The following is a 22748-nucleotide window of genomic DNA, read 5'->3' as shown; positions in this document are numbered from 1 at the left end:
AGGCTTTTTTGTGCTGCCAAACCACGACCGTTTATTGTAGAAATTCTTACCTTTCCCTTTTTTTAAAAGTAAAAATATTATGAAGAAAGGAGTTCTGCTACTCTTTGCCTTGTGTACCGGCTGGATGTTCGCGCAGCAAAATGCATACTATCAGCAATATGCCAAATACAAAATGGATATTGATGTGGATGCAAAGAATTTCACGTACAAAGGAAAACAGACACTGGAATACACCAACAATTCACCCGATGAGCTGAATGTGGTTTATTTTAATTTATACTGGAATGCTTTCCGGGCCGGCTCGATGATGGACCAGCGCGTTGCCAGCCAGGGAAAAAACGGAGATTCCCGTTTGCAAAACAACGGCATTTCACGCCTGGCAGCTATACCTGAAAATGAAGCCGGAAAGCAAAACATCCACTGGATTAAGCAAAACGGCAAAAACCTGAAGTTTGAAATTCAGGAAACCGTGATGAAAGTTTATCTGGATCAGCCCATTAAAGCCAACAGCAATACGACCTTCACCATGGAATGGGATGCGGTCATCCCCATGCAGATTCGCCGTGCAGGAAGGAACAACCGCGAAGGCATCGATATGACGATGACCCAATGGTACCCGAAGATTGCAGAATACGACTATGACGGCTGGGCTACCTTTGACTATATCGGGCGCGAATTCCATGCACCGTTTGCTGATTTTGATGTATCGATAAAGATTGACAAAAACTACGTCATCGGAGCCGGCGGTACACTGGAGAATCCCACTGAAGTAAAAGGCTATGATCCGAAAGCCACAATAAAAGCAGACCGCAGCGGAAAAGCAACCTGGCGGTGGACCGCGAAAAACATGCTGGACTTTGCCTGGGCCGCAGACCGTGACTATACCGTAGAATCTTTTGTTATCCTGGATGGGCCGAAGGTATATTACGTATATCAGAAATCCGAAAAAACCCAATACTGGGAACCATCCAAACCGTATATCACCAAATTTTTCCAGCTGATGAATGCCATATACGGGCGTTATGTGTACCCTTCCTATTCTTTTATCCAGGGCGGTGACGGCGGAATGGAATACGGCATGTGCACCATGATTCTCGGCGAAGCGAAATCGCTCGAAGGTTTGGTAAGCCTGATGGTTCACGAAGGAGGACATTCCTACAACCAGCAAATGATGGCATACAACGAGAGTGTGCGCCCGTGGATGGATGAAGGGTTTACGAGCTATTATGATGACTACATCATGTACCAGCTTTTCCCACCGGCAAATCCACAACCGAATCCGTTTAGCGGAACGATTGACCGCTACCGCAATTTTGTGAAAAAAGGAATCGAAGAGCCTGCCGTTTGGCTCGGTGATCATCACGATAACGGAACTGCTTATTCTTATGCGACCTATGTGAAAGGAGATTTGTTCCTGGTACAGCTGGGCTATATCATCGGTGAAGAAAAACTGGCGCTCGTGATGAAAGAGTTTTATAACCAATGGCATCTGAAGCATCCTACCGATCGTGATTTTATGCATATCGCGCAGCGAATTTCCGGTATGGATCTCCAGTGGTTCCACCATTACTGGATTAATACCACCAAAACCATTGACTATGCGATTAAGGATGTAAACTATCTGGACGGCGCAACCGTGATTACACTTGAAAACAAAGGCGGTATCCCGATGCCTATTGATTTTTCTATTTTAACAACGGACAAACAAGTAAGAACCTGGCAGATTCCCATGAACATGACCCGGAGCTGGAAATCCAGTGATATTTATGGTAATTTCACCACAGCGAAATACTGGCCGTGGACGCAGAAGGAATACACGCTTACTATTCCGTACACCAAAGAACAGATTGCCGCGCTGGGAATTGATTTCTCCGGCCGCCTGGCTGACATCAACCCTGAGGACAATATCACTCAGGTAAAATAAATAACATAGCCTCTGCCCAGCGTAGAGGCTTTTGCCTTTTAAGAAAATGAAGACGATCGTAATTAATATAGGAAACACCAATATCCGCTTCGGTTTGTTTCAGGATGGGGAATGCGTGCAATCCTGGATTTTTAATACTAAACCTTATCGCACGAGTGATGAAATGCAGATGCAGTTTTCACTGATGTACCAGACCTATCACATCGATGCGGCGGCAGTGAACCGAATTATTATCGGCTCGGTGGTTCCTCAGCTCACTTTTGATATTTCCCGGGCCGTCCAGAAACTGCATGGAAAAAAGCCGGTGCTGGTTGACCGGAATACAGTTTCTGCTGTTCAACCCAAGTCCAAACAAATGGGTACTGATATTTACGCGAACCTCGTAGCCGCGCATCACCTGTATCCCGGCCGCAGCAAAATTATATTTGATTTCGGAACTGCACTTACGGCGAGCTGCCTTAGTAAGGAGGGTGAAACCATTGGTGTGATTATCGCGCCGGGCATTATTACGGCACTTAACTCACTTATTCATGACACGGCACAGTTACCGGAAATTGAACTGATCAAACCAAAATCCGTGTTAGGACTGGATACGGTGAGCTGCATGCAGAGCGGCATGGTGTACGGCTATCTTGGTATGGTGGAAGGCTTTATTGACCGGATTAATAAAGAAGTGAATGAGGAATGCTTTGTGATCGCAACCGGTGGCGTTTCCCATATCTATAAACCTTTAACCGATAAAATCGATGTAGCGGACCGCCTGCATACTTTGAAGGGCTTATATTTTCTTGGACAGGAAACTGCAGAATAATAATTTGTTTGCAGTTTCTATCTCCGCGAACGGAAGAAGTCCTTCACCAGCTGTGAACATTTCTCCGGCAGGACACCGGTAACTACTTCTGTTTTGGGATGGAGCTGTAATCCCTTGTTAATGTACCCCCGCTGTTCGTCACGTGCACCGATTACAACTTTGGAAATCTGCGACCACGCCAGGGCACCAGCACACATTACGCAGGGTTCCAGCGTGATATACATCGTACAGTTAACCAAATATTTTCCGCCCAGATAAGCTGCCGCCGACGTAATAGCCTGCATTTCTGCGTGTGCCGTTACATCGTTTAAAGCTTCGGTGAGGTTGTGCGATTTGGCGATAATGGTGTTATTGGCCACGACTATGCAGCCCACCGGCACTTCTCCGCGTTCGGCCGCCATTTGCGCCTGTTGCAAGGCCAGGTTCATAAAATATTCGTTTGTAAGCATCAAAGATAGATATTGACAAATATCTGAAATAGAATTGTTACAACGTGTATTCTTACTCAAACTTCATCGCCAGCGGTATACTGAAGTTATAGCGCACGGGTTTCCCATTGACGAGGGCCGGCGAGAACTTTTCGGGTAACATATAGACCGCAATTTCTGCCTGGCGGTTAAATATCGGATTTGTGCCATCCGCTCTTACGGACGAAACAGAGCCGTCTGGCTCTACTACAAAATTAACGCGTGCCTGGATCATGTTCTCATGAGATAAAATGGCAGAAGAATAGAAGCCTTCCGCTACGTGTTTCCGCAATGCACTAAAACCTCCCGGATAAGCGGCATCGCCATTTTTTTTGGCTGTTATCATCACCGGTTGACCTTCAGCCGGAACTGCTTCAAGCAGTTTGGCCCGCTGCAAATCTTCGCGAATGCGTACTCTTACCAAAGCATTCACAAAAGCAACATTCTGAATGCTGTCCATTTTCAGCATAAATTCCAGAAAGTCATTTCGCAGCATTTGCCGCTCCTGCGGTGAGGTAAGCAATTGCTCATGCTTTCGGAACTCTTTTGTCAGCTGCGCGCGTTGCCTGTCATAAAAATCGACCACTTCACGAAACTCCGGCGCCTGCTGCGCCTGCAGAATACTGCCACAAGCCAGCGCTGATAGGACAACAATATTCCGGAATAATTTCATGATCAAGTAAATGTAGGCATTAACAATGATACGTAAAGCAAAAAGCCCGCCTTGTGAGCGGACTTTGTATCGAATGCGAAAATTTTGTTTATTCTTCGCTTGCAGCTTCAGTTGCAGGAACTTCACCTTCTGGTGTTTCTTCGTCCTCATCTTCGTCAGCACCGCCACCTTTCATTGCGGTTCTGGACATCTTAACAGCTACAACTACTGCGTTATCCGGGTGCATAAAGCTGAATCCTTCAGTCTTTATATCACCAACGTACAGTTTGTTACCAATTCTAAGAGGAGTCACATCTACCACGATTTCATCCGGCAGGTTTGCAGGAATTGCTTTTACTTTCAGCTTACGGAAAGACTGACGCAGGGCACCACCGGCCACAACACCGCGGGCACGACCTGTAAGTCTTACCGGAACTTCCATAACAACCGGTTTGTCATGAGACAGGAAATAAAAATCTGCGTGCAGAATTTTATCTGTAATCGGGTGGAACTGGATGTCCTGAAGCACGGCAGGGATTGTTTGTCCGTCAACCTCAATAGATACCGTGTGTGCCTCAGGAGTATATACCAAATTCTTGAACGCGCGCTCTTCAGCGGAGAAGTTCAGAGTTTCAGTACCTCCGTAAACAACACAAGGAACTAATTCAGCATCACGTAAAGCTTTAGTAGACTTTTTGCCCACGCTTTCTCTTTTTGTACCTTGAATTGTAATTGATTTCATTTATAAAAATTTTAAGGCTGCAAATATACAGTAATTTTATCAGATTATAAATTTATCACTGATGGATTTATGCTCGTGTACACTTTTCATGACGTCTGCAAAGAGCTGAGCACAAGAGAGAACCTGGATTTTATTCGTCAGTTCGGTTTTTACCGGAATGGTATCCGTCACGATCACTTCGGCCAGTTGGGAATTCTCGATGTTTTTATAAGCATTGCCGGAAAGAACTCCGTGGGTTGCCATGGCACGTACGCTTTTTGCACCATTGGCCATCAGGATTTCAGCCGCTTTGCAAAGGGTACCGGCCGTATCGATCATATCATCGATCAAAACCACGTTTCGGCCTTCCACATCACCAATCAGGAACATTTCTTCCACTACGTTGGCTTTCTTTCTTTCCTTATAAGCGATCACAACTTCCGCCCCCAGGTGGCTCGCGTAATTCTTGGCCCGCTTGGCACCGCCCATATCTGGAGAAGCTATGGTTAAATTATCAAGATTTAATTTTTGAATATAATCAATGAAGATGGTAGATGCGTACAGGTGGTCCACCGGAATTTCAAAGAATCCCTGAATCTGGTCTGCGTGCAGGTCCATGGTCATGATCCGCGTGGCACCGGCAGCGGTGAGCAGATTGGCCACAAGTTTCGCTCCGATCGGCGCCCGCGGCTGATCCTTACGATCCTGGCGCGCCAGTCCGTAGTAAGGAAGCACCACTGTAATGCTTTTTGCCGATGCTCGTTTGGAGGCATCAATCATTAAGAGTAATTCCAGCAGATTATCTGCCGGCGGAAAGGTAGAACCAATCAGGAAAACCCGGCCACCGCGTACCGATTCATCCAGCACCGGCTCAAATTCGCCATCGCTGAATTCCTGAAAATTAATTTTACCCATTTCCTGCCCGTAAAACTGGGCGATTTTCTCCGCCAAAACCTTACTGGTCCGCGTGGAAAATAAATAACTTGCCTGCTCAGCCATTTTTACTTTTTTAGATGTGCAAATTTAAAAAAAATAAAACCACCCGGATTGTCCGAGTGGTTTTAATAAGGCATATTGATGCTTTCAATGACTACGGGAATTTCACGCCGGAATAATTGTTCACATTTACCACAGGCAAGGTGGATTTATATTGCTTGTTGATTGCCTGAATAAATTCATTGGCAACCACTGCATATCCGCGGCCCGTCAGGTGAACACCATCCAGGGAGAAGGTTCCGCCGGTTACGAATTTAGCTGTGTACTTCACGCCATCAAACTGGATTCCTGATGATTTGTTTAGTTCCACCATTTTCGCATTGGCATCCACAAAAGCAAGTTTATAGGTTGCTGCCAATGCTTTGATTTTAGCATTATACGCATCCACAGCTGTTTTCACATTTGCAGCTTCTGTTTTTGTCAGCACGTGCTGATTTTGCAACGGGTAGGAAATGCCATACACATTCAGCGGAGCCGGAGCACTGGTTGTTTCTGTTCCGATTACGCTACTTGTTGTTAAAAGAACATAATCTTCCGCAGTAGTCTGGCGCGCCTGACCATACAGCTGACCATACAGCGTTGCAGCTGCAAGTCCGATTTTAGGAGTTAAAGCTGCCGTAATCTGAGCACCATAATTCGTTAATGACTCATCCTTAATTAAAACAGGATTTGCCGCAGTAGCCGAAAGAAGATTAAGACGATCTCCCTGGCCATATGCGGTAAGAACCTGCTTGAGCGGCCCGTACACGCTTTCGTTCAGGGCGCCAATCTTATCACCCAGTGCTGTAGGTGAAACCGGATTGTAAGGTACTGTAGTAAAATATGGAATAGAGGTTACGTAAGGGATATTAGCAATGACACCCTTGGTGGCTCCCGCATTTTTCATGCTTTCCAGCACAGTTTGGATAGCGCCCGCTACCACATTTGGATCCGAGATATCATTACCTCCGTAGGTTGTAGGATCTGTATTTCCGGTTCTGTCAACGCCCATACCGCCACTGGTCGCGTAGCTCAATACGTCATTATTTCCAATCCATAGTGAATAGAAAGTAGGCTTTTGCGCAATCGCATCACCCAAAACCGTGGAGGTTGCTGAAGTAGCGAAACGCACGTAGTAAGGATTTGCTTTTCCAGCAGCAACACCAGCTACATTTCCGTATCCTGGAGCGATCAGGTGAAAGGACTTCGCGCCGGGGACTCCCATATTGTTCAGTTTGCCTGTAACTTTGGTCATAATATCAGTAGTCGGAGCAGCCTCCACATTTGCAAGAACAGGAGATCCGTTCGCAAAAGATTTAATATACAGTTTTGTTGCCGCAATTGCTGTTCCGCCAAGGAGCAAACCACCGTTGTTATCTGCCATCAAAGGCTGCTTAAACTCTCCCCCGCTGGCCCGGTTCATTTGCTGTGCCAGAATATTGGGGTACGATTCTACCTGCCCGTCAATATACAAGGCGTTATCGCGGTAGCCGGAAGTAAGTGAATTCCCCAGCGCTACATAGTTGGAGAAATCGGCTTCACCACTGGTGACCGCAATGCTGTTAACATCCGTATCGAAATCTGTATCACAGCTGGCCACACAAAATAAGGCAAAGACCGCTGCACCTGATAATAGTATCTTTTTCATAATTTTTTAAATCTTAAAATGCGTTATACGACAGGCCCAATCCGAAATAGTAGGCTTTGGCTTTCGCCTGGCCGTAGAAATCGTAATAACTGTTCTTCACATCACGTGGTGTCTGGAAGTTATACGCGCCGGAAACATCGATGCCCAACCCGCGCCACTTATATCCAATACCTCCTGTGATTACATTGGCATTGAAAGACGGCGTTTCCGGAATGAAGTCTTCATCTGCATACGGTGACTGATCATAGTAATACCCCAGTCTTCCCGCAAAATTTTCATTGAACATATACTGCGTTCCGATTCTCCAGGTTTGGGTGCTCTTAAAGTTTTTCGGGCTTACCAGAACGGTCGGATCGTTTGGCTGATTTCCCACTGCGGCATTTTCGAAATCAAGCGTGAGCTGATTGTACTGATCCCAACCGGAATAATTGAAATCTCCGGACACCTGCCATTTCGGTGTAATACGATACGTAAGTCCGAGCGTATATTCGTCTACAAGCGGCAGCATCGCTTTGAAGTTATCCTGACCTGCAGCATTTACGCCAATCGCCGGATATAAAGAAGGCGAGACATTAAATGTTGCCACACCTGCATCAGCATTCATATCCACTGGTGAACGATACGCTAAGCTTAAATCCAGCTTATCGGTCGGGCGCAGATAGAAACCAACGCCAAACCCGGTGCCGGAAGCTTTTTTATCCTGAATATTCAGTGTGCCGCCCAACTGAGTAACGGTCTTGGTCCAGTCCACCGAACCTTTCGCATAAATAAAGCTACCTCCTACGGAAGCCCAGTCTGCCAGTTTAAATGAGACCATCGGCTGGAAGAAAAACGCTTTCAGCTCAATATTCTGCACGATTTCGCGGCCTGCCCAGTCGTCCGCCCATTTTATGGTACTTCCATACGGCGTGGAAAAGTTGAAACCAACCGACACCTCATCCACCACTTTATATGCAACTGCTGCATAGATTGGTGTTCCCATCGGGTTATCTGTGCTGTAGGATTCCAGCGTATTCTGATTTTGGTAGGTAATCTCGGTACCAATCGCAAAACCACCTGCCGCCACACTCAGCCTGTTCGGGATAAAGGACATCCCTGCCGGGTTGAAGAAGGTGATACTCGCATCTTCCGCATGGGCACTGGTATGCGCCATTGCCAACTGTTTTACCCCCTGCAGCGAAACCCGGAAGCCTCCTGCCTGGGCTACTACGCCTGCCAGGATTGCGGCGGTAACAACTATTTTTTTCATAGACTTACGTTTATTAATGACCCAAATATAAAATTATTTTCTAACAAATGTTAAATAATGCTAAGTAAATTTTAAACACACGGTCTTCCACCCTTTTTGTTTAATAGCTCAATTCCTGATAATCCGTTTAAATTCCTTTGTGGCAAAACGATTTAATGCCTTTTCGCAGACTAAAATCTTTCTCCGTTTAAATTAAATTCTTTCTGATGCAGACCTGCTTTTTCATCAAAATTCAATTATATGATTCGCATAATAATATTTATAATTATAATAATTATTTAATTTTTTAGATATTTAAATATAAATGTAAAAATATACGTGCGCGAATCGGGAGTGAAGTCTCTGCAAAGAAAATTATATTAAATTTGCAGCTGATTACAAAAATTTAATTATGAGTTGTGGATGCAAAACATCCGGCGATTCATCCCATTCCTGCGGTACGAAATCCGCGAATGGCTGTGCAAGTGTAGATACATGCGGCAACAGTTATAAATTAAGTGTTTTTGACTGGCTTTCCCACCTTGATAATCCGGCGACGTCGGAAATGGGGTATGTGGAAGTACGATTTAAAAACGACCGTAAATTTTTTTATAAAAACGTCCATAAATTACCGCTTCATATAGGGAGCATTGTCACAGTTGAATCCAGCCCGGGTCATGATATAGGGGTCGTAAGCCTCACAGGAGAACTGGTGAAAATCCAGATGAAGAAAAAGCGCGTTGCGGAAGACCACGCGCTGAAAATATACCGCCTGGCCAACCAGCGCGATATAGAAGTTTGGCAGGAAGCCCGCGCCAAAGAAGAAAACGTGAAAATCCAGGCACGCAAAATCGCCTACGCACTGCAGCTGGAAATGAAGATTACCGATGTGGAATACCAGGGCGACGGCGGGAAGGTTACCTTCTACTACACGGCAGATAACCGGGTGGATTTCCGCCAGCTGATTAAGGAATACGCCTCGCTGTTCCGCACCAAAATCGATATGAAACAGATCGGTTTCCGGCAGGAAGCAGCGAAAGTGGGCGGAATTGGTTCCTGTGGACGCGAGTTATGCTGTTCCACTTGGCTGACGGATTTCCGTTCAGTCAATACCAACGCAGCAAGGTATCAGCAACTGAGCATCAATCCGCAGAAACTGGCCGGCCAGTGCGGTAAACTGAAGTGCTGCCTGAATTATGAACTGGACAGTTACCTGGATGCGCTGAGCGATTTCCCGTCCTCGAATACCACTTTAGATACCGAAAAAGGAAAAGCGTTCTGCATTAAAATCGATGTATTTAAAAAGAGAATGTGGTTCGCCTATGTGGACCAGTCCATGTCCTGGTATGATATGGATGTGCAGGATGTGAAGAAGCTGATTGCCCTGAACAAGAAGGGGGAAAAAGCACCGCCGCTGGAAGACTTTAAAGTGAATGATGCGCCGCAGAAAACCGTGGATCTCATTCAGGAAAATACGCTGGACCGCTTTGAGCGCAAGCGCCGGCCTTCCAATAAAAATCAGCAGAAAAGAAAAGGCAGCAATGGCCCGCGCGGTGAACAAAAGGCCCACGCTGAGGCGCCTGCCGGAGAACGTCGCCGTAAACCGGATAACCGGAATAAAGGTGAAAACCGAAACCAGGCAGACAACCGAAACAGCACTCCGGATAACCGGCCGCCACAAAAGAAACAGAAAAAGAAATTTCCGCCCAAGAAAGATGATAAAGCATAGCTTTTTACTCACCGCCGTGCTGATGCTCTTGCTGAGCTGCGGCGGCACTGATGAGCAGGTGCAGATGGCATCGGTCGGTAAAACCTGGCCGAAAAATTCCTGGCAGAAATTTGAATTCAATATCACCAAAGCGCAGCAGCCCAAAAATATTATATTTGTGGTGCGCAATAATAACGATTATCCCTACAGTAACATCCGGCTGATTGTCAAGGCGATGGGCCCGAACAAGTTTGCTGCAACCGATACGCTGAACTATATCCTGGCAGAACCTAATGGCCGCTGGCTGGGAGCCGGATTTGGCGAAACCAAAGAAACGCTGTTTCAGTATAAACTCAACCAGCGTTTTCCGGCAGATGGCAGATACAGTTTTCAGGTTCAGCAGGCCATGCGCATGGATTCTTTGCCGGGGATTGAAGATATTGGTATTAAAATAGAAACGGCCGCGCCGTAAAATTTTTTATGGAAAACAAACCAACGACAACTAAAAAAACGAAACCTCAGTTTCCGCTGCCGCCAAAGAAAAAGCGAAATACCGGCTGGAAAAAATGGGTTAAAATAATCTGGGTAGGATTGCTGGCCATTGTGCTGGGCATTTCTGCTTTGTTCTTTGCAGTTTCACAAGGCTTCCTCGGTGATATGCCCGATGTGAAGGAACTGGAAAACCCCGATATTTATGTGGCCTCTGAAATTTATTCCTCAGACGGTGTCCTGCTTGGAAAATTCGAAAAAGAAAAAACACAGCCGATTACGTACAAGGAGCTCCCGCCTTATCTGATTTATGCCTTGCAGGCAAAAGAAGATGAGCGGTTTAAGGAACACTCCGGAATCGATTTGCAGTCAGTGGCGCGTGCGGTTGCCTTCCGGGGGCAGCGTGGTGGTGGTTCTACCATTACCCAGCAGCTGGCAAAACTGCTTTTCACCGGCACAGCATCCCAGAACAAAATTCAGCGCTCGTTCCAGAAACTGAAAGAGTGGGTAGTGGCCGTGAGTCTGGAGAAGCGGTACACCAAGGAAGAAATCATTACGCTGTATTTCAATAAATTCGATTTCGTGAACAATGCCAACGGGATTGAGATGGCGTCGCGCATTTATTTTAATAAAAAAACCAGCCAGCTTACGCTGCCGGAAGCCGCGACTTTTGTTTCTATGCTCGAAGCTCCGGTAGCCAATAATCCGCTCCGTAATCCTGAACGCGCCAAGCGTCGCCGGGATGTGGTACTGGATCAGATGCTGAAAACCGGCTATTTGGATCAGCAAACCTATGAACAGGCAATTGCAACGCCGATTAAAACAGATTTCCACCCGATAAAAACAATTGATGACGGGTATTCTGCATACTATAAATTTTATTTAAGAAAAGAAATTGATCAGTATCTGAAAGACTTTGAAAAGAAGACCGGCAAGAGTCTGAACCTTTTTAAAGACGGGTTGAAAATTTATACAACGCTTGATTCCAAAATGCAGAAGTATGCGGAAGAAGCAATCAAAGAACACCTTACCGATCTGCAGAAACGTTTTGATGCAGAGCAGCGCGGCCGAAAGCAACGCCCGTTCTACCTGATCAACGATAAGCAGATCAACACCATTATGACGAACGCCATGCGCCGTACCGGCCGCTACAAGCAACTGAAAAATGCAGGCGTTCCGGAGGATTCTATTTTAATTGAATTTAAGAAACCCATTAAAACCACGCGCTTCACCTGGAATGGTGAGGAAGAAGTGGAAATGTCCCCATGGGATTCCATCCGTTATCACAAGCAGATTGCGCAGGCCGGCTTAATGTCTATGGTTCCCGGTACTGGTGAAATCAAAGCCTGGGTGGGTGGTATTGACTGGCAACACTTCCAGTACGATCATATTAAGCAAGGAAAAAGACAGGTAGGTTCTACCTTTAAACCTTTTGTGTACGCAACGGCAATTATGAAGCTGGGAATGACCCCATGCTCCACCGTTTCCAATGCCACCTACACCAAAGGTTCCTGGAGAGTATTAGGTTCAGGCGGGCACCTCACCCTGAAAGACGCCCTGGCACACTCGAAAAACCCTGTGGCCGTACGTCTGATTGAAATGACCGGCGTGAAAAGCGTTATCCAGACGGCGCGCGACCTGGGAGTGACGGAAGAAATCCCGAATGAATATGCCGTGGCACTGGGTTCATCCGATATCACCATTTATGAAATGCTGGGAGCGTACAGTACCTTCGCCAATTACGGAAACTATATTAAACCGGAAATGATCTGGCGTATTGAGGATGCCAACGGACGCATCATCACCGAAATAAAACCGGTGATGAAAGAGGTTATGAATGAGCTGTATGCCTACACGATGGTTGACCTGATGAAGGGCGTAACGGAATATGGTACGGCCTCCGGGGAGCTAGGCCGCCGGGGCGTGCCGAAAGGCGTGGAAATCGCCGGGAAAACCGGAACCACACAGAATAACTCCGACGGTTGGTTTATGGGCATTACGCCGTATCTGGCAACCGGCGTCTGGGTAGGTTGGGAAGACCGTGCTACCCACTTCCGCGGTACTGGAGAAGGCCAGGGTGCGAAAATGGCTCTGCCGATCTGGGCCATCTATATGAAAAAGGTTTGGGCTGATAAAAGCCTGGGCATTACCATCGAAGATAAATTCGTGAAACCTTCCAACTGGACCGGCAGCTGCTCCGATCTGCAAGGCCTGGGCGGCTATGGAGACGACGGCGGTTTGCAAACCATTGATGAGATTAAAAATCCACGGCCGCAACCGGTTGAACGTCCGAAAACTCAACCAAAACGTGACGACAACATCAATGAAAACCTGAATTCAGGCGAGGAAATTGATTTCAATAAATAAGAGAAATTCTCTTTTTACAATTAAATCTCATGAAGCGTGCTTCATGAGATTTTTTCATTTATAATACTTTAACACCAGTGCGATAATGCCTTTGTAATTACTTTGCCAAATTTTTACCGAACTTTGAAGTATGAATTTGGATCACATCACCCAACGATACCTGGAGCTCTTTCCGGGGGACTTTTCAGGAAACACGCGCCAGCGCCAGACACCCGATGTTTTATTTTCCACGGTGGAACTGATGAAATTCAGCGAACCGGAACTGCTTATTTTTAATGAAGCACTATCACAGGAAATTGGCCTCGGCACTATTGAAAATCAGGCAGACCTGGATTTTCTGAACGCAGCTGCCGTACCCGATACCGTGAAAACCTTCGCTACAGCATATGCGGGACATCAGTTTGGAAACTGGGCGGGCCAGCTCGGTGACGGCCGTGCCATTTTTGCCGGAGAAATCCGCAATGAGGCAGGGGAAACAACCGAACTGCAATGGAAAGGAGCCGGCGCTACACCCTACTCGCGGCATGCCGATGGCCGCGCGGTTTTGCGCTCCACCGTGCGCGAATATCTAATGAGCGAAGCCATGCATCACCTCGGTATTCCAACCACGCGAAGCCTGTCCATGTCCTTAAGCGGCGAGCAGGTGGAGCGCGATATTTTATATAATGGAAATGCCACCTATGAAAAAGGAGCAGTTATGATGCGGACAGCGCCCAGCTTTCTGCGTTTCGGGCATTTCGAGCTGGCATCTGCCCAGCGAAATTACACACTCCTGCAGCAACTCGCAGATTTTGTGATTGAACACTATTATCCTGAAGTTCAGGAAACGGGGGAACAACGATATGCGGAATTGTTTCGCGCTATTTCAAAACGTACATCTTCTTTAATCGTGGAATGGTACCGCGTGGGCTTTGTGCACGGCGTGATGAATACCGATAATATGTCTGCGCTTGGACTTACCATTGATTATGGACCTTTCTCCTTTCTGGATGAGTTCGACCTGAATTTTACGTCCAACACAACCGACCTGCCCGGCCGGCGCTATGCATTCGGAAACCAGGCAAAAGTCGCGCAGTGGAACCTCTGGCAGTTAGCTAATGCCTTGTTCCCTTTAATTAAAGATGAAAAACTGCTGGAACAATTGCTGGATGATTTTAATGGTGATTTCTGGCAAAAACATGATGAAATGATGAGCCGCAAATTCGGTTTTGATGAACTGCGCGAAGGTGATGAAGACTTATTTACTGAGGCGCAACAACTCATGCAGGACCAGAAAATGGATTACACGCTTTTCTTTACGCTGCTGGAAACACTAACAGAGGAAACGAATGCTTCAGTGCACTTTAAAGATACATTTTACCACGCTCCAGATTCTGTGGCAAAAGACCAGCTTCATCAATTTGCGACCAAATATCTGAGACGATTACAACAAAACACGTGTACAGCGGCAGAATCAAAAGCGAAGATGGCCGCGGCGAACCCGAAGTTTGTGCTGCGGAATTATCTGTTGTTTGAATGCATCGAACAGGTGAACGAGGGGAATAAGGAAATGCTGACACAGCTGGCTGACGCTATTAAGCATCCCTATGAAAACAGGTACCCGGAATTGTTGGTGAAACGGCCGTCTAAATATGATGACAAGCCGGGTTGCTCTGCCCTGTCCTGCAGTTCCTGAAAAAGCGTACTTTTGCGCAAATACGCACCCTTTGAAACAGAAGTTCCGTTACCTGCTGCAGACTGTTTTTCCGCAGAATCGTACTGAAACCTTTTTGCTGCTTATTTTCCTGATGATATACGGAACGCTGGCTTCCTATATCGCCTGGAACTACCGGATTATTTTTGACGACCGCATCCCCTGGGATGCCTATTTCAGTTTCGATAACCGCGCCATTGTGATGACCGGCGGGGGATACGAACGGCATCCGCTCGCTAATTATTTTTTCAACTGGCTGCGTGAACTGGCGTTACTTATTTCAGGTGGACAGAAGAATGAAGTCTTTCGTTTGGTTCTGGGCTTGTGCAGCAGCATTGCGGTAAGTTTTAGTTTGCTGCAGGTTTATAAATATCTGCGGAATATCATCCGCCTGCCGGATAAGATTAATTTACTGCTGGTTGCGTTCATGGCTTTTTTCAGCACCACGATCCTACTTTCCTTTACACCGGAAACCTATACCTATACGCTCTTATTGCTGATTTTGTTTAATTATTATGCAGCATTAAAATTAAGGAAGGAACATGAAATTCCCTGGACTGCTTTCACACTTGCCGCGGTGAGCATTGGTGGACTTACCATTACAAATATTGTTAAGGTGTACATTCCGGCATTGTTTCAAAAGACGGTATTTAAAAAACCTAAAGCCTTTGGCAGAACGGCTCTGCGTATTTTTATTTCGGCGGTTTTGTTCATGTTCTTGTTTTTGTACCGGATTGATTTTAAATGGATGCAGTTTTTAAACAAATCAGGGCAGCAGTATGACAAGTTTTCCAATCCGAAAGTAACGCCTGTCTGGGACATGGTCAGCTCCTGGTTTTTGGGCGGAAATATGTTGCTGAGCAGTTATGTGGTCAGGGACTATAAAACTAAGCACGGCTTCGCGTACAAGGCTTTGTTTATGGATGTTTACAGCAGTTACCTCGCCTACGCTTTCGTGGTAATTGTGCTGGTGCTGCTGTTGTGGTCGTATGTTGTTAATTTTAAAAATAAACTTGCGCAAATACTAATGCTGTCATTTTTAATCGATGTCATCATCCACGCAGTGCTGAAGTTTGGCTTGCACACGAGTTATATTTATGGTGGCCATTTCGTTTTTTTGTTTCCGCTGCTGCTGGGCTGGTTGTTTTATTCCTACAGGAACAAGCCGTCCGTACTTTCAGGTTTGTTTGCAACGGTGAGTGTCCTGCTGCTCTACCTTGCGGTGAATAACATATACAGGATGGCAGAGTTCTTCGAATTTCTGAACCGGTATTATATATAAAAAAAGCAGGCGTTAACCTGCTTTATGTGTGGAAATTATTTCTTCTTTGCTTTCACGCGGTCAATTTCTTCCCGGATAAAGGGATATTTCTGTTGCATATCTTCCAGCAGTTTCGGGTCCAGCTCCAGCGCTTTGGCCAAAGCAGCCCTGCCTTTTTTCTGACTGTTCAAATGGAAATAACAGTTACTGAGCTGATAATATAATTCTGCCCGGTGGTGCTGTTTCAGTGCCTGCAGTAAAATTGTGACTGCCTCCTCATATTCACCGAGCAACATCAGTACTTCCGAATGCGCATACCAGTTATAAAAACGGTTGGGCTCGTAATACACCAGTTTTTTCAGACATTCCAGGCTTTCCTCGAATTTGCCGGAATCAATGTATAAAAACGCCAAACGCTTCTGATAATCCAGGCTGCTGTCGTTCAGAGAAACGGCTTCCTTCGCGAAGTGAAGTGCTTCCCGCATGCTGCCCATTTCTTCGTACAGATAGGATTGTTCCATCATGGAGAGATAGAATTGCGGATCATCGCGCAACGACTTCTGAAATGCGTTCAGTGCCAGTACAAGCTGCTTGTTCTCTTTGTAGCACAACCCTATTTTGTAATAGGTAAATGATTTTGTGTACTCCAGTGCCAGCATTTCTTCATATACCTTAATGGCTTCCTCCCAGGCTTCCATGGCTTCATAACAGGCCGCTTTATTGGCATACACGCCGATCGACTGTGAGTTAATTGCCAGCAGATAATCAAAGCCCCGAATGGCTTCTTCGTAATTCTTCCGGTTGAAATAGAACTGTCCGTATTCATACCAGGCGGTTTCGGAATACGAGTAGGTATCCAGATATCCGTTCAGGAATTTAATGGCTTCATCGCCGCGCTGCAGCTGGTTGTAGCAGAACATCACATTCTCAAGCGCATACTCATCCTGCGGATCATGCTGCATGGCCTGTTTGTAATGCTTCAGAGCTTTGAAGGGATCTTCCAGATTCACATATTCATCTGCAATGAAATTGTTCAGGAAATTTTCCTCTTCTTTCAACTCCAAGGCTTTTTCACAATAGGAAATCGCACGGCGCGGGTTGCCCAGATTGCTGTAATATTTAGCGCAGCACACAAGGAAATCCGTGTTTTCCTGCGCGGTTTCATACAGTTCAGACATCAGTTCTTTCGCCTCCGTGTATTTTTCGAGTTCGAGGAAAACCTCGAACTTTTTAATCTTCAGGTCCACGGAACCCGGGTGTATTTTCAGGCCGTATTTCACCGCCATTTCTGCAAAAGAAATATCGCCCAGTTCCAGGTAATGAATAATGATTTCCTCATACTCCTCTGTTTCAAAGTAGAGTTCCTCATTATTTTCAATCATGGTTTCAAATCGCTGAACCAGTTCGTTTTCAAAAAATTCTTCCAATGTATTTACAGTACCAACGGTATCAGACCATCATCTTACTACCCCCAGCATTTTTATTTAATTATAATTCTTTGGACTGAGGCCTTCTTCTGTTATCAAAAAATGATACAATTCTTATTTTATCCTTTTCAACGCGATATACCTGTGAGAAATATTCCAATAACAGAAATCTTCTTAACCTAAGATTCTTATCCTCGCGACCGATTTCAGGATTTTTAGCAATTAAATTAACTGCTTTCAGCGTTTCATCCAAAACTTTTTCCGAGTAGGTTACCGACAAATTATGCTCAAGCCAGAAATTATACGTCTGTTCTAATTCATTCTTTGCCCGATACGTCCACTCAATTTTTTTCATTTTTTAAAATATCGTACTATCTCTTCGTGTGGGATAAGTCGCCCTTCATCTATATCTTTCATACCCGACTTAATGGATTCACGCTCAGCTGTGGATATTTCGTTCCACCACTCTTTATCTTTTTTCTTAAGCTCAAAAATTTCATTAATGACCGCGGAATCCTGCAGTTCAGCAAGCCACCGAATCAATTCCAGTTTTTTACTTTGAAGTGTAATATCTGCACTCATTTCATTTAATTTCTGATGAATATCTTATTATAATTCAATCAAGCAGCTCACGTATTTTTATGATCATCTGTTCTCCTAATTCGTCAGCCTCTTCCTGAGAGAATGCTTCCGTATAAATCCTGATAATCGGTTCCGTGTTTGACTTCCTTAAATGTACCCAATTTTTCTCGAAATCAATCTTCACACCATCGACCGTCGAAATCTTTTCGTTTTGATAATAATTTTTAACTTTTGTTAAAAGGGCATCTACGTCGATATCAGGTGTAAGTTCCAGTTTCTTTTTACCCATAAAGTAAGCGGGATAACCTGCACGCAGTTCTGATACGGTTTTGTTTTCCTTAGCCAGATGTGTCAGGAATAACGCCACACCCACCAGTGAATCTCTGCCGTAATGAAGTTCCGGATAAATAATTCCGCCATTTCCTTCACCACCGATAACGGCATTTTTTTCTTTCATCAAGGTAACCACATTCACCTCTCCCACGGCACTCGCAAAATATTCTGAATTCAACCCATTTGCTACATCGCGCAACGCACGGCTGGAAGAAAGATTGGAAACAGCAGTTCCGGGCGTTCTTTTCAGCAGGTAATCCGCTACAGCCACCAAGGTATATTCTTCTCCGAAGAGCTCTCCGTTTTCATCGACCAGTGCGAGGCGGTCTACATCCGGATCGACCACGATACCCAGATCTGCCTTTTCGCGTTTCACGAGTTCGCAGATATCTCCCAAATGTTCTTTCAAAGGTTCCGGGTTGTGCGGGAAATGACCGTTCGGTTCGCAGTATAGCTTAACCACTTCGCAGCCCAGTTCCTCGAGCAATTGCGGAATGGCAATACCGCCGGTGGAATTTACGGCATCCACGACTACTTTATATTTTTTAGGCCGGATCGCTTCTGCATCCACGGCCGGCAGATTTAATATTTTTTCAATGTGGATATCGATGCCATCCTTTCGGGTTTCATAAGAACCGAGTTCATCTACTTCCGCATAATCAAAATCTTCACTTTCTGCCAGTGCCAGTACTTCTGCCCCATTTTCACCGGTGATGAATTCGCCTTTATGGTTCAACAGTTTCAGTGCGTTCCATTGTTTCGGATTGTGCGAAGCCGTCAGGATAATGCCGCCGTCTGCCTTCAGCTCGGGCACCATTACTTCCACCGTCGGTGTGGTGGAAAGTCCTAAATCAATCACATGGATACCCAGTCCCTGCAAAGTTGCGGTCACCAGGGAATTAATCATGGCACCGGAAATACGGGCATCACGACCAATTACCAGCGTGAGGTCTTTTTTATTATTGTTCTGCTGCAGCCAGGTTCCAAAAGCGGAGGTAAATTTCACCACATCCAGCGGTGTCAGGTTTTCGTTGACACGCCCGCCGATGGTTCCGCGGATACCTGATATTGATTTGATTAGGGACATAAAAGTGTAGGATTTATGCTGCTGTCTTGTGAAAAATCTCAACGAATCAGCCAGCAATTTTCAGTAGTACAAAAGTACGAAATATCCTGCGTATCTGCAGGTATGCCTTCATATGTATATGAATCGTATTATAAGACCTTTTTATAAAATTGTATGAAAAACAACAAGCAGTGATATATTGTTTTACAGATTCTGAAAAATTTCATCCGTGCTGAAACTCAGTTCAGGAAAGGTGCGGGAAGTCATGATCTGCCCCTCGGTTACCGGTTTTAAACCAATATAGATCCCATTCTCCAGCACAAAAACCTGAATGTTTTTATCGGTAGGATGCACCAACCAATATTCCAGAACGCCGGCTTCCTCATAAATACTGTACTTAAGATCCATTTCCTTTTTTGTATTCCCCGGCGAAAGGATTTCCACAATCAGGTCAGGCGCGCCCAGGCACCCTTTATCATCGAGTTTGGAAAGATCACAAACTACACATAAATCCGGCTGCACCACCGTTTCAATCTCCCCATTTTTACTGGGAAGCCGAACATCAAAAGGTGCGAAATACAGCCTGCAAGCATTTGTTCTGAAGTATGGGGCGAAAGTAAGCGTCATGTTTCGCAGAATATCCTGATGTACCCTTGCCGGCGCAGGACTCATTTTGAATATTTTTCCCCTGAACAGCTCTACCCTTTCCTTAAACTTCCACAGCAGATAATCTGCATACGTGTAGGACTTATTTAAATCAACCTGGCTCAAACTTGTTATTTCCATAACGCAATTTTCATCAAAGTTAACCAAAATTCATCTCGGAATCAATGGCTTATGAGCAGCCACAATCCGAATCGCAGCCAGGTTTTCCTTTTTTGAATTTTTTAGGCGCAAAGTTTTTGGCAATAATCTGATACAGTTTGTAACCTGCAAACAAGACCACAGCCGCAATAAGAATATACTGAATAAGAAGTGAGGTGTCCATTACTTTAAAATCTGATAAGCGATGAGCGACGCTATGTACGCCAGTCCCGACATTCCCACGAGCTGTGCCACCGTCCATTTCCAGGACTTGGTTTCGCGGTACACCACCGCCACAGTGGAAATACATTGCATCGCAAAGGCATAGAACAGCAAAATAGATACCCCAGTGGCCAGATTGAACATCTTTTCGCCATTGGGTTTCACGTCACTGCGCATTTTCTCGCTAATGGTGCCTTCCGGTGCTTCTTCGTCCAGGCTGTACAAGGTGGCCATGGTTCCCACAAAAACTTCGCGCGCCACAAAACTGGTCAGGATTCCTACGCCCATTTTCCAGTCGTAGCCAAGCGGTGCGATGGCCGGCTCAATGGTTTTGCCCATTTTAGCCAGATAGGAATTTTCCAGCTTCACATCAGTAGCGACCATTTCATCAGGCTGCTGCTTTGGTCCGATATAACTGAAGAACCAAATCACAATACTGAAGAAGAAAATGATTTTTCCGGCGCCGGTCACGAACTCCCATACTTTGCCTAGAACAATCTTAAAATCATAACCAAACAGTGGCATTTTATACGACGGCAAATCCATCACCAGGAAAGATTTTCCTTTGCTCGGAATAATTTTTTTTAAGATAAAAGCAGAAACCAGTGAAGTAAAAAAGCCCAGAAAATACATCGCCATCAGTGCCAAAGCTTTGTAGCTGACGCCTAGGATAAACTTATCCGGCACAATCAACCCGATGATGATACTGTACACCGGCAGCCGTGCCGAACAGGTCATAAACGGCGTTACCAGAATGGTGATGAGTCTTTCTTTGACATTCTCGATATTCCGGGTCGACATGACGGCAGGAATGGCACAGGCTGTACCCGATACCAGCGGCACAATACTCTTCCCATTCAGTCCAAACGGCCGCAAAAAACGATCCATCAGGAAGATCACACGTGCCATGTAGCCCGAGTCTTCCAGCAGGTAAAGAAAGTACAGCAAAATCCCGATCTGGGGCGCAAAGACCATAATTCCACCTACACCCGGAATAATCCCGTTGGCCAGCAGCGAACTAATCGGTCCTTCCGGTAAATGGGCTCCTACGAACGAAGACAGCCAGAGGAAAAACTCGGAAATCCAGTCCATTGGATATTCGGCCAGGAAAAACACACTCTGGAAAATAAACAATAATATTCCGGCAAAAACCACATAGCCCCAGAATTTATGTACCAGGATGCGGTCCAGCTTCTCAGTCAGCAGTTCCTTGAATTGTGGTTTTTTAGCTACCACGGCCGACATAATCCGGTCAATCTGCTGGTATCGGCGAATGGTTTCCTGGGTTTGCAGGCGTTTCGGCACAAGGCATTTGACCTCGTCATTGTTCATCAGCTCCTGCACGCTTTCCAGTTTGCCCATATAGGTTTCGGAAGCCAGCAGGGTCCAGATTTTATATTGATTCTGCTCGGTGGTTTCCTGCAGTATTTTAAAAACCAAACCTTTCTGTTCGGTGGGAATATCAAAAGAAACCGTGGAAGAAACTGCAAAATTATTATTGAAAATTTCTTCGCGCAGCTGGTCGATGCCCTGATTTTCTTTGGCATTGGCCCGCAGCACAGTTACATTCAGTTCTTCGGCTAATTTATCCGTATCGATGGTGATGCCACGCCGCTCCGCCTGGTCGATCTGATTGACCACAAGCAAGGCCGGAATCCCTAAATCCTGAATCTGCTGAAATAGAAGCAGGCCGCGCTTGATGCTCAGTGTTTCGAGGATATAGACAACGCCGCTGTATTTGTACTGCTCATCTATCAGGAATTTGGAAAAAATAGCTTCGTCTTCGGAGCCGGGATAAATACTGTAAGACCCCGGCAGATCCACTACTTCCACATGCTCACCGCGGTATTCGTAGTCGCCGGAATGGCTCGCCACGGTAACACCAGCATAATTTCCGGTCTTTTGTTTCTTGTTACACAGTAAATTAAAAATGGTGGATTTCCCTACATTGGGATTTCCGACCAATAGGATTTGTTTGCTGGGATGGTTCATTTTGCGCTCCTGCAGCAACTCTTGCAAGTTTCAGGAGAAAATTTAGGTTAGGGAATCAACGATGATAAAGCGTGCTTCTTCTTCGCGAAGGGCAATGCGGCTTTTTTCGTCGCCAAACTCAATGTACAACGGACCTTTGAAAGGTGCCTGGTATAAAATCTTAAACTGCGTTTCCGGCAACAGGCCCATTTCAATAATCTTATTAGGCATGGTCAGGTTCTCATTGGCATAGCCCAGGATTCTGCCTGGTTTCTGACGCGGGAAGCAACACAGCTTATCGGAAATATCTCTTTTCAAATCAACAGTTTTGAGTGGCAAAGATACGCTATTTGAATTTAATCTAAATAAGATACCGGGTTTAAATAATTACTAAAAAAC

The 22748-nt window shown here is 45.5% G+C and carries 20 protein-coding genes; 7 read left to right on the top strand and 13 right to left on the bottom strand.

Features of this window, described 5'->3' with window-relative positions:
- Positions 1-79 precede the first annotated feature (79 nt).
- The gene (locus MVI27_RS04145) at positions 80-1924 is read left to right on the top strand and encodes a M1 family metallopeptidase (RefSeq protein ID WP_246959426.1); all 1845 of its coding nucleotides are present in this window, start codon (positions 80-82) and stop codon (positions 1922-1924) included.
- A gap of 46 nt (positions 1925-1970) precedes the next feature.
- Positions 1971-2735: a type III pantothenate kinase gene (locus MVI27_RS04140; protein ID WP_246959425.1), complete on the top strand. Its 765-nt coding sequence runs from the start codon at positions 1971-1973 to the stop codon at positions 2733-2735.
- Positions 2736-2752: 17 nt separating this feature from the next.
- Here MVI27_RS04140 and MVI27_RS04135 read toward each other — a convergent pair whose 3' ends face one another.
- From MVI27_RS04135 to MVI27_RS04110, 6 genes are all read right to left on the bottom strand, one after another.
- Positions 2753-3184 carry a nucleoside deaminase gene (locus MVI27_RS04135; RefSeq protein WP_246959424.1) on the bottom strand — a complete coding sequence of 144 codons (432 nt, stop codon included), beginning with the start codon at positions 3182-3184 and terminating at the stop codon, positions 2753-2755.
- Between the two features lie 52 nt (positions 3185-3236).
- Positions 3237-3875: an energy transducer TonB gene (locus tag MVI27_RS04130; protein WP_246959423.1), complete on the bottom strand. Its 639-nt coding sequence runs from the start codon at positions 3873-3875 to the stop codon at positions 3237-3239.
- A gap of 88 nt (positions 3876-3963) precedes the next feature.
- The gene (locus tag MVI27_RS04125; protein WP_246959422.1) at positions 3964-4596 is read right to left on the bottom strand and encodes a 50S ribosomal protein L25/general stress protein Ctc; all 633 of its coding nucleotides are present in this window, start codon (positions 4594-4596) and stop codon (positions 3964-3966) included.
- A 39-nt stretch (positions 4597-4635) separates the two neighbouring features.
- Positions 4636-5574 (bottom strand): ribose-phosphate pyrophosphokinase, encoded by a 939-nt coding sequence (locus tag MVI27_RS04120; protein WP_246959421.1) that lies wholly within the window; start codon positions 5572-5574, stop codon positions 4636-4638.
- Between the two features lie 91 nt (positions 5575-5665).
- Positions 5666-7198, bottom strand: a complete 1533-nt coding sequence (locus MVI27_RS04115; RefSeq protein ID WP_246959420.1) for an SGNH/GDSL hydrolase family protein — start codon at positions 7196-7198, stop codon at positions 5666-5668.
- Between the two features lie 13 nt (positions 7199-7211).
- A complete protein-coding gene (locus tag MVI27_RS04110) occupies positions 7212-8447 on the bottom strand; it encodes an OmpP1/FadL family transporter (protein WP_246959419.1) in 1236 nt (411 codons plus the stop codon).
- A gap of 391 nt (positions 8448-8838) precedes the next feature.
- Between MVI27_RS04110 and MVI27_RS04105 the strand changes: the two genes are divergently transcribed.
- From MVI27_RS04105 to MVI27_RS04085, 5 genes are all read left to right on the top strand, one after another.
- Complete coding sequence (locus tag MVI27_RS04105; protein WP_246959418.1) at positions 8839-10155, top strand: PSP1 domain-containing protein; 1317 nt, start codon at positions 8839-8841, stop codon at positions 10153-10155.
- Entirely contained in the window at positions 10142-10606 is a 465-nt protein-coding gene (locus MVI27_RS04100) for a gliding motility lipoprotein GldH (protein WP_246959417.1), read from the top strand. Before MVI27_RS04105 ends, MVI27_RS04100 begins: the two co-directional genes overlap by 14 nt.
- An 8-nt stretch (positions 10607-10614) precedes the next feature.
- A complete protein-coding gene (locus MVI27_RS04095; protein WP_246959416.1) occupies positions 10615-12990 on the top strand; it encodes a penicillin-binding protein 1A in 2376 nt (791 codons plus the stop codon).
- A gap of 130 nt (positions 12991-13120) precedes the next feature.
- The gene (locus tag MVI27_RS04090; RefSeq protein ID WP_246959414.1) at positions 13121-14665 is read left to right on the top strand and encodes a protein adenylyltransferase SelO; all 1545 of its coding nucleotides are present in this window, start codon (positions 13121-13123) and stop codon (positions 14663-14665) included.
- Between the two features lie 31 nt (positions 14666-14696).
- Complete coding sequence (locus MVI27_RS04085) at positions 14697-15965, top strand: DUF6080 domain-containing protein (protein WP_246959413.1); 1269 nt, start codon at positions 14697-14699, stop codon at positions 15963-15965.
- 35 nt (positions 15966-16000) lie between these two features.
- On the opposite strand, the gene MVI27_RS04080 is transcribed toward MVI27_RS04085, so the two are convergent.
- From MVI27_RS04080 to MVI27_RS04050, 7 genes are all read right to left on the bottom strand, one after another.
- Entirely contained in the window at positions 16001-17371 is a 1371-nt protein-coding gene (locus tag MVI27_RS04080) for a tetratricopeptide repeat protein (protein WP_246959412.1), read from the bottom strand.
- A 61-nt stretch (positions 17372-17432) separates the two neighbouring features.
- Positions 17433-17726 carry a type II toxin-antitoxin system RelE/ParE family toxin gene (locus tag MVI27_RS04075; protein ID WP_246959411.1) on the bottom strand — a complete coding sequence of 98 codons (294 nt, stop codon included), beginning with the start codon at positions 17724-17726 and terminating at the stop codon, positions 17433-17435.
- Positions 17723-17953 (bottom strand): hypothetical protein, encoded by a 231-nt coding sequence (locus tag MVI27_RS04070; protein ID WP_246959410.1) that lies wholly within the window; start codon positions 17951-17953, stop codon positions 17723-17725. The genes MVI27_RS04075 and MVI27_RS04070 overlap by 4 nt, the downstream gene beginning before the upstream one ends.
- A 34-nt stretch (positions 17954-17987) precedes the next feature.
- Positions 17988-19373, bottom strand: coding sequence for a phosphoglucosamine mutase (gene glmM, locus MVI27_RS04065; RefSeq protein ID WP_246959409.1), 1386 nt, complete (start codon positions 19371-19373; stop codon positions 17988-17990).
- A 183-nt stretch (positions 19374-19556) separates the two neighbouring features.
- Positions 19557-20138, bottom strand: a complete 582-nt coding sequence (locus MVI27_RS04060; RefSeq protein WP_246959408.1) for a Uma2 family endonuclease — start codon at positions 20136-20138, stop codon at positions 19557-19559.
- Positions 20139-20339: 201 nt separating this feature from the next.
- Positions 20340-22370: a ferrous iron transport protein B gene (feoB, locus tag MVI27_RS04055; RefSeq protein ID WP_246959800.1), complete on the bottom strand. Its 2031-nt coding sequence runs from the start codon at positions 22368-22370 to the stop codon at positions 20340-20342.
- Between the two features lie 42 nt (positions 22371-22412).
- On the bottom strand, positions 22413-22667 hold the full coding sequence (locus MVI27_RS04050; protein ID WP_246959407.1) for a FeoA family protein: 255 nt from the start codon (positions 22665-22667) through the stop codon (positions 22413-22415).
- Positions 22668-22748 lie beyond the last annotated feature (81 nt).

Origin of the sequence: Chryseobacterium salipaludis (assembly GCF_022968825.1) — a bacterium.
Lineage (GTDB): Bacteria > Bacteroidota > Bacteroidia > Flavobacteriales > Weeksellaceae > Kaistella > Kaistella salipaludis.
The sequence above is the reverse complement of the archived record's forward strand: the minus strand, read 5'-3'. Positions and strand labels throughout refer to the sequence as shown.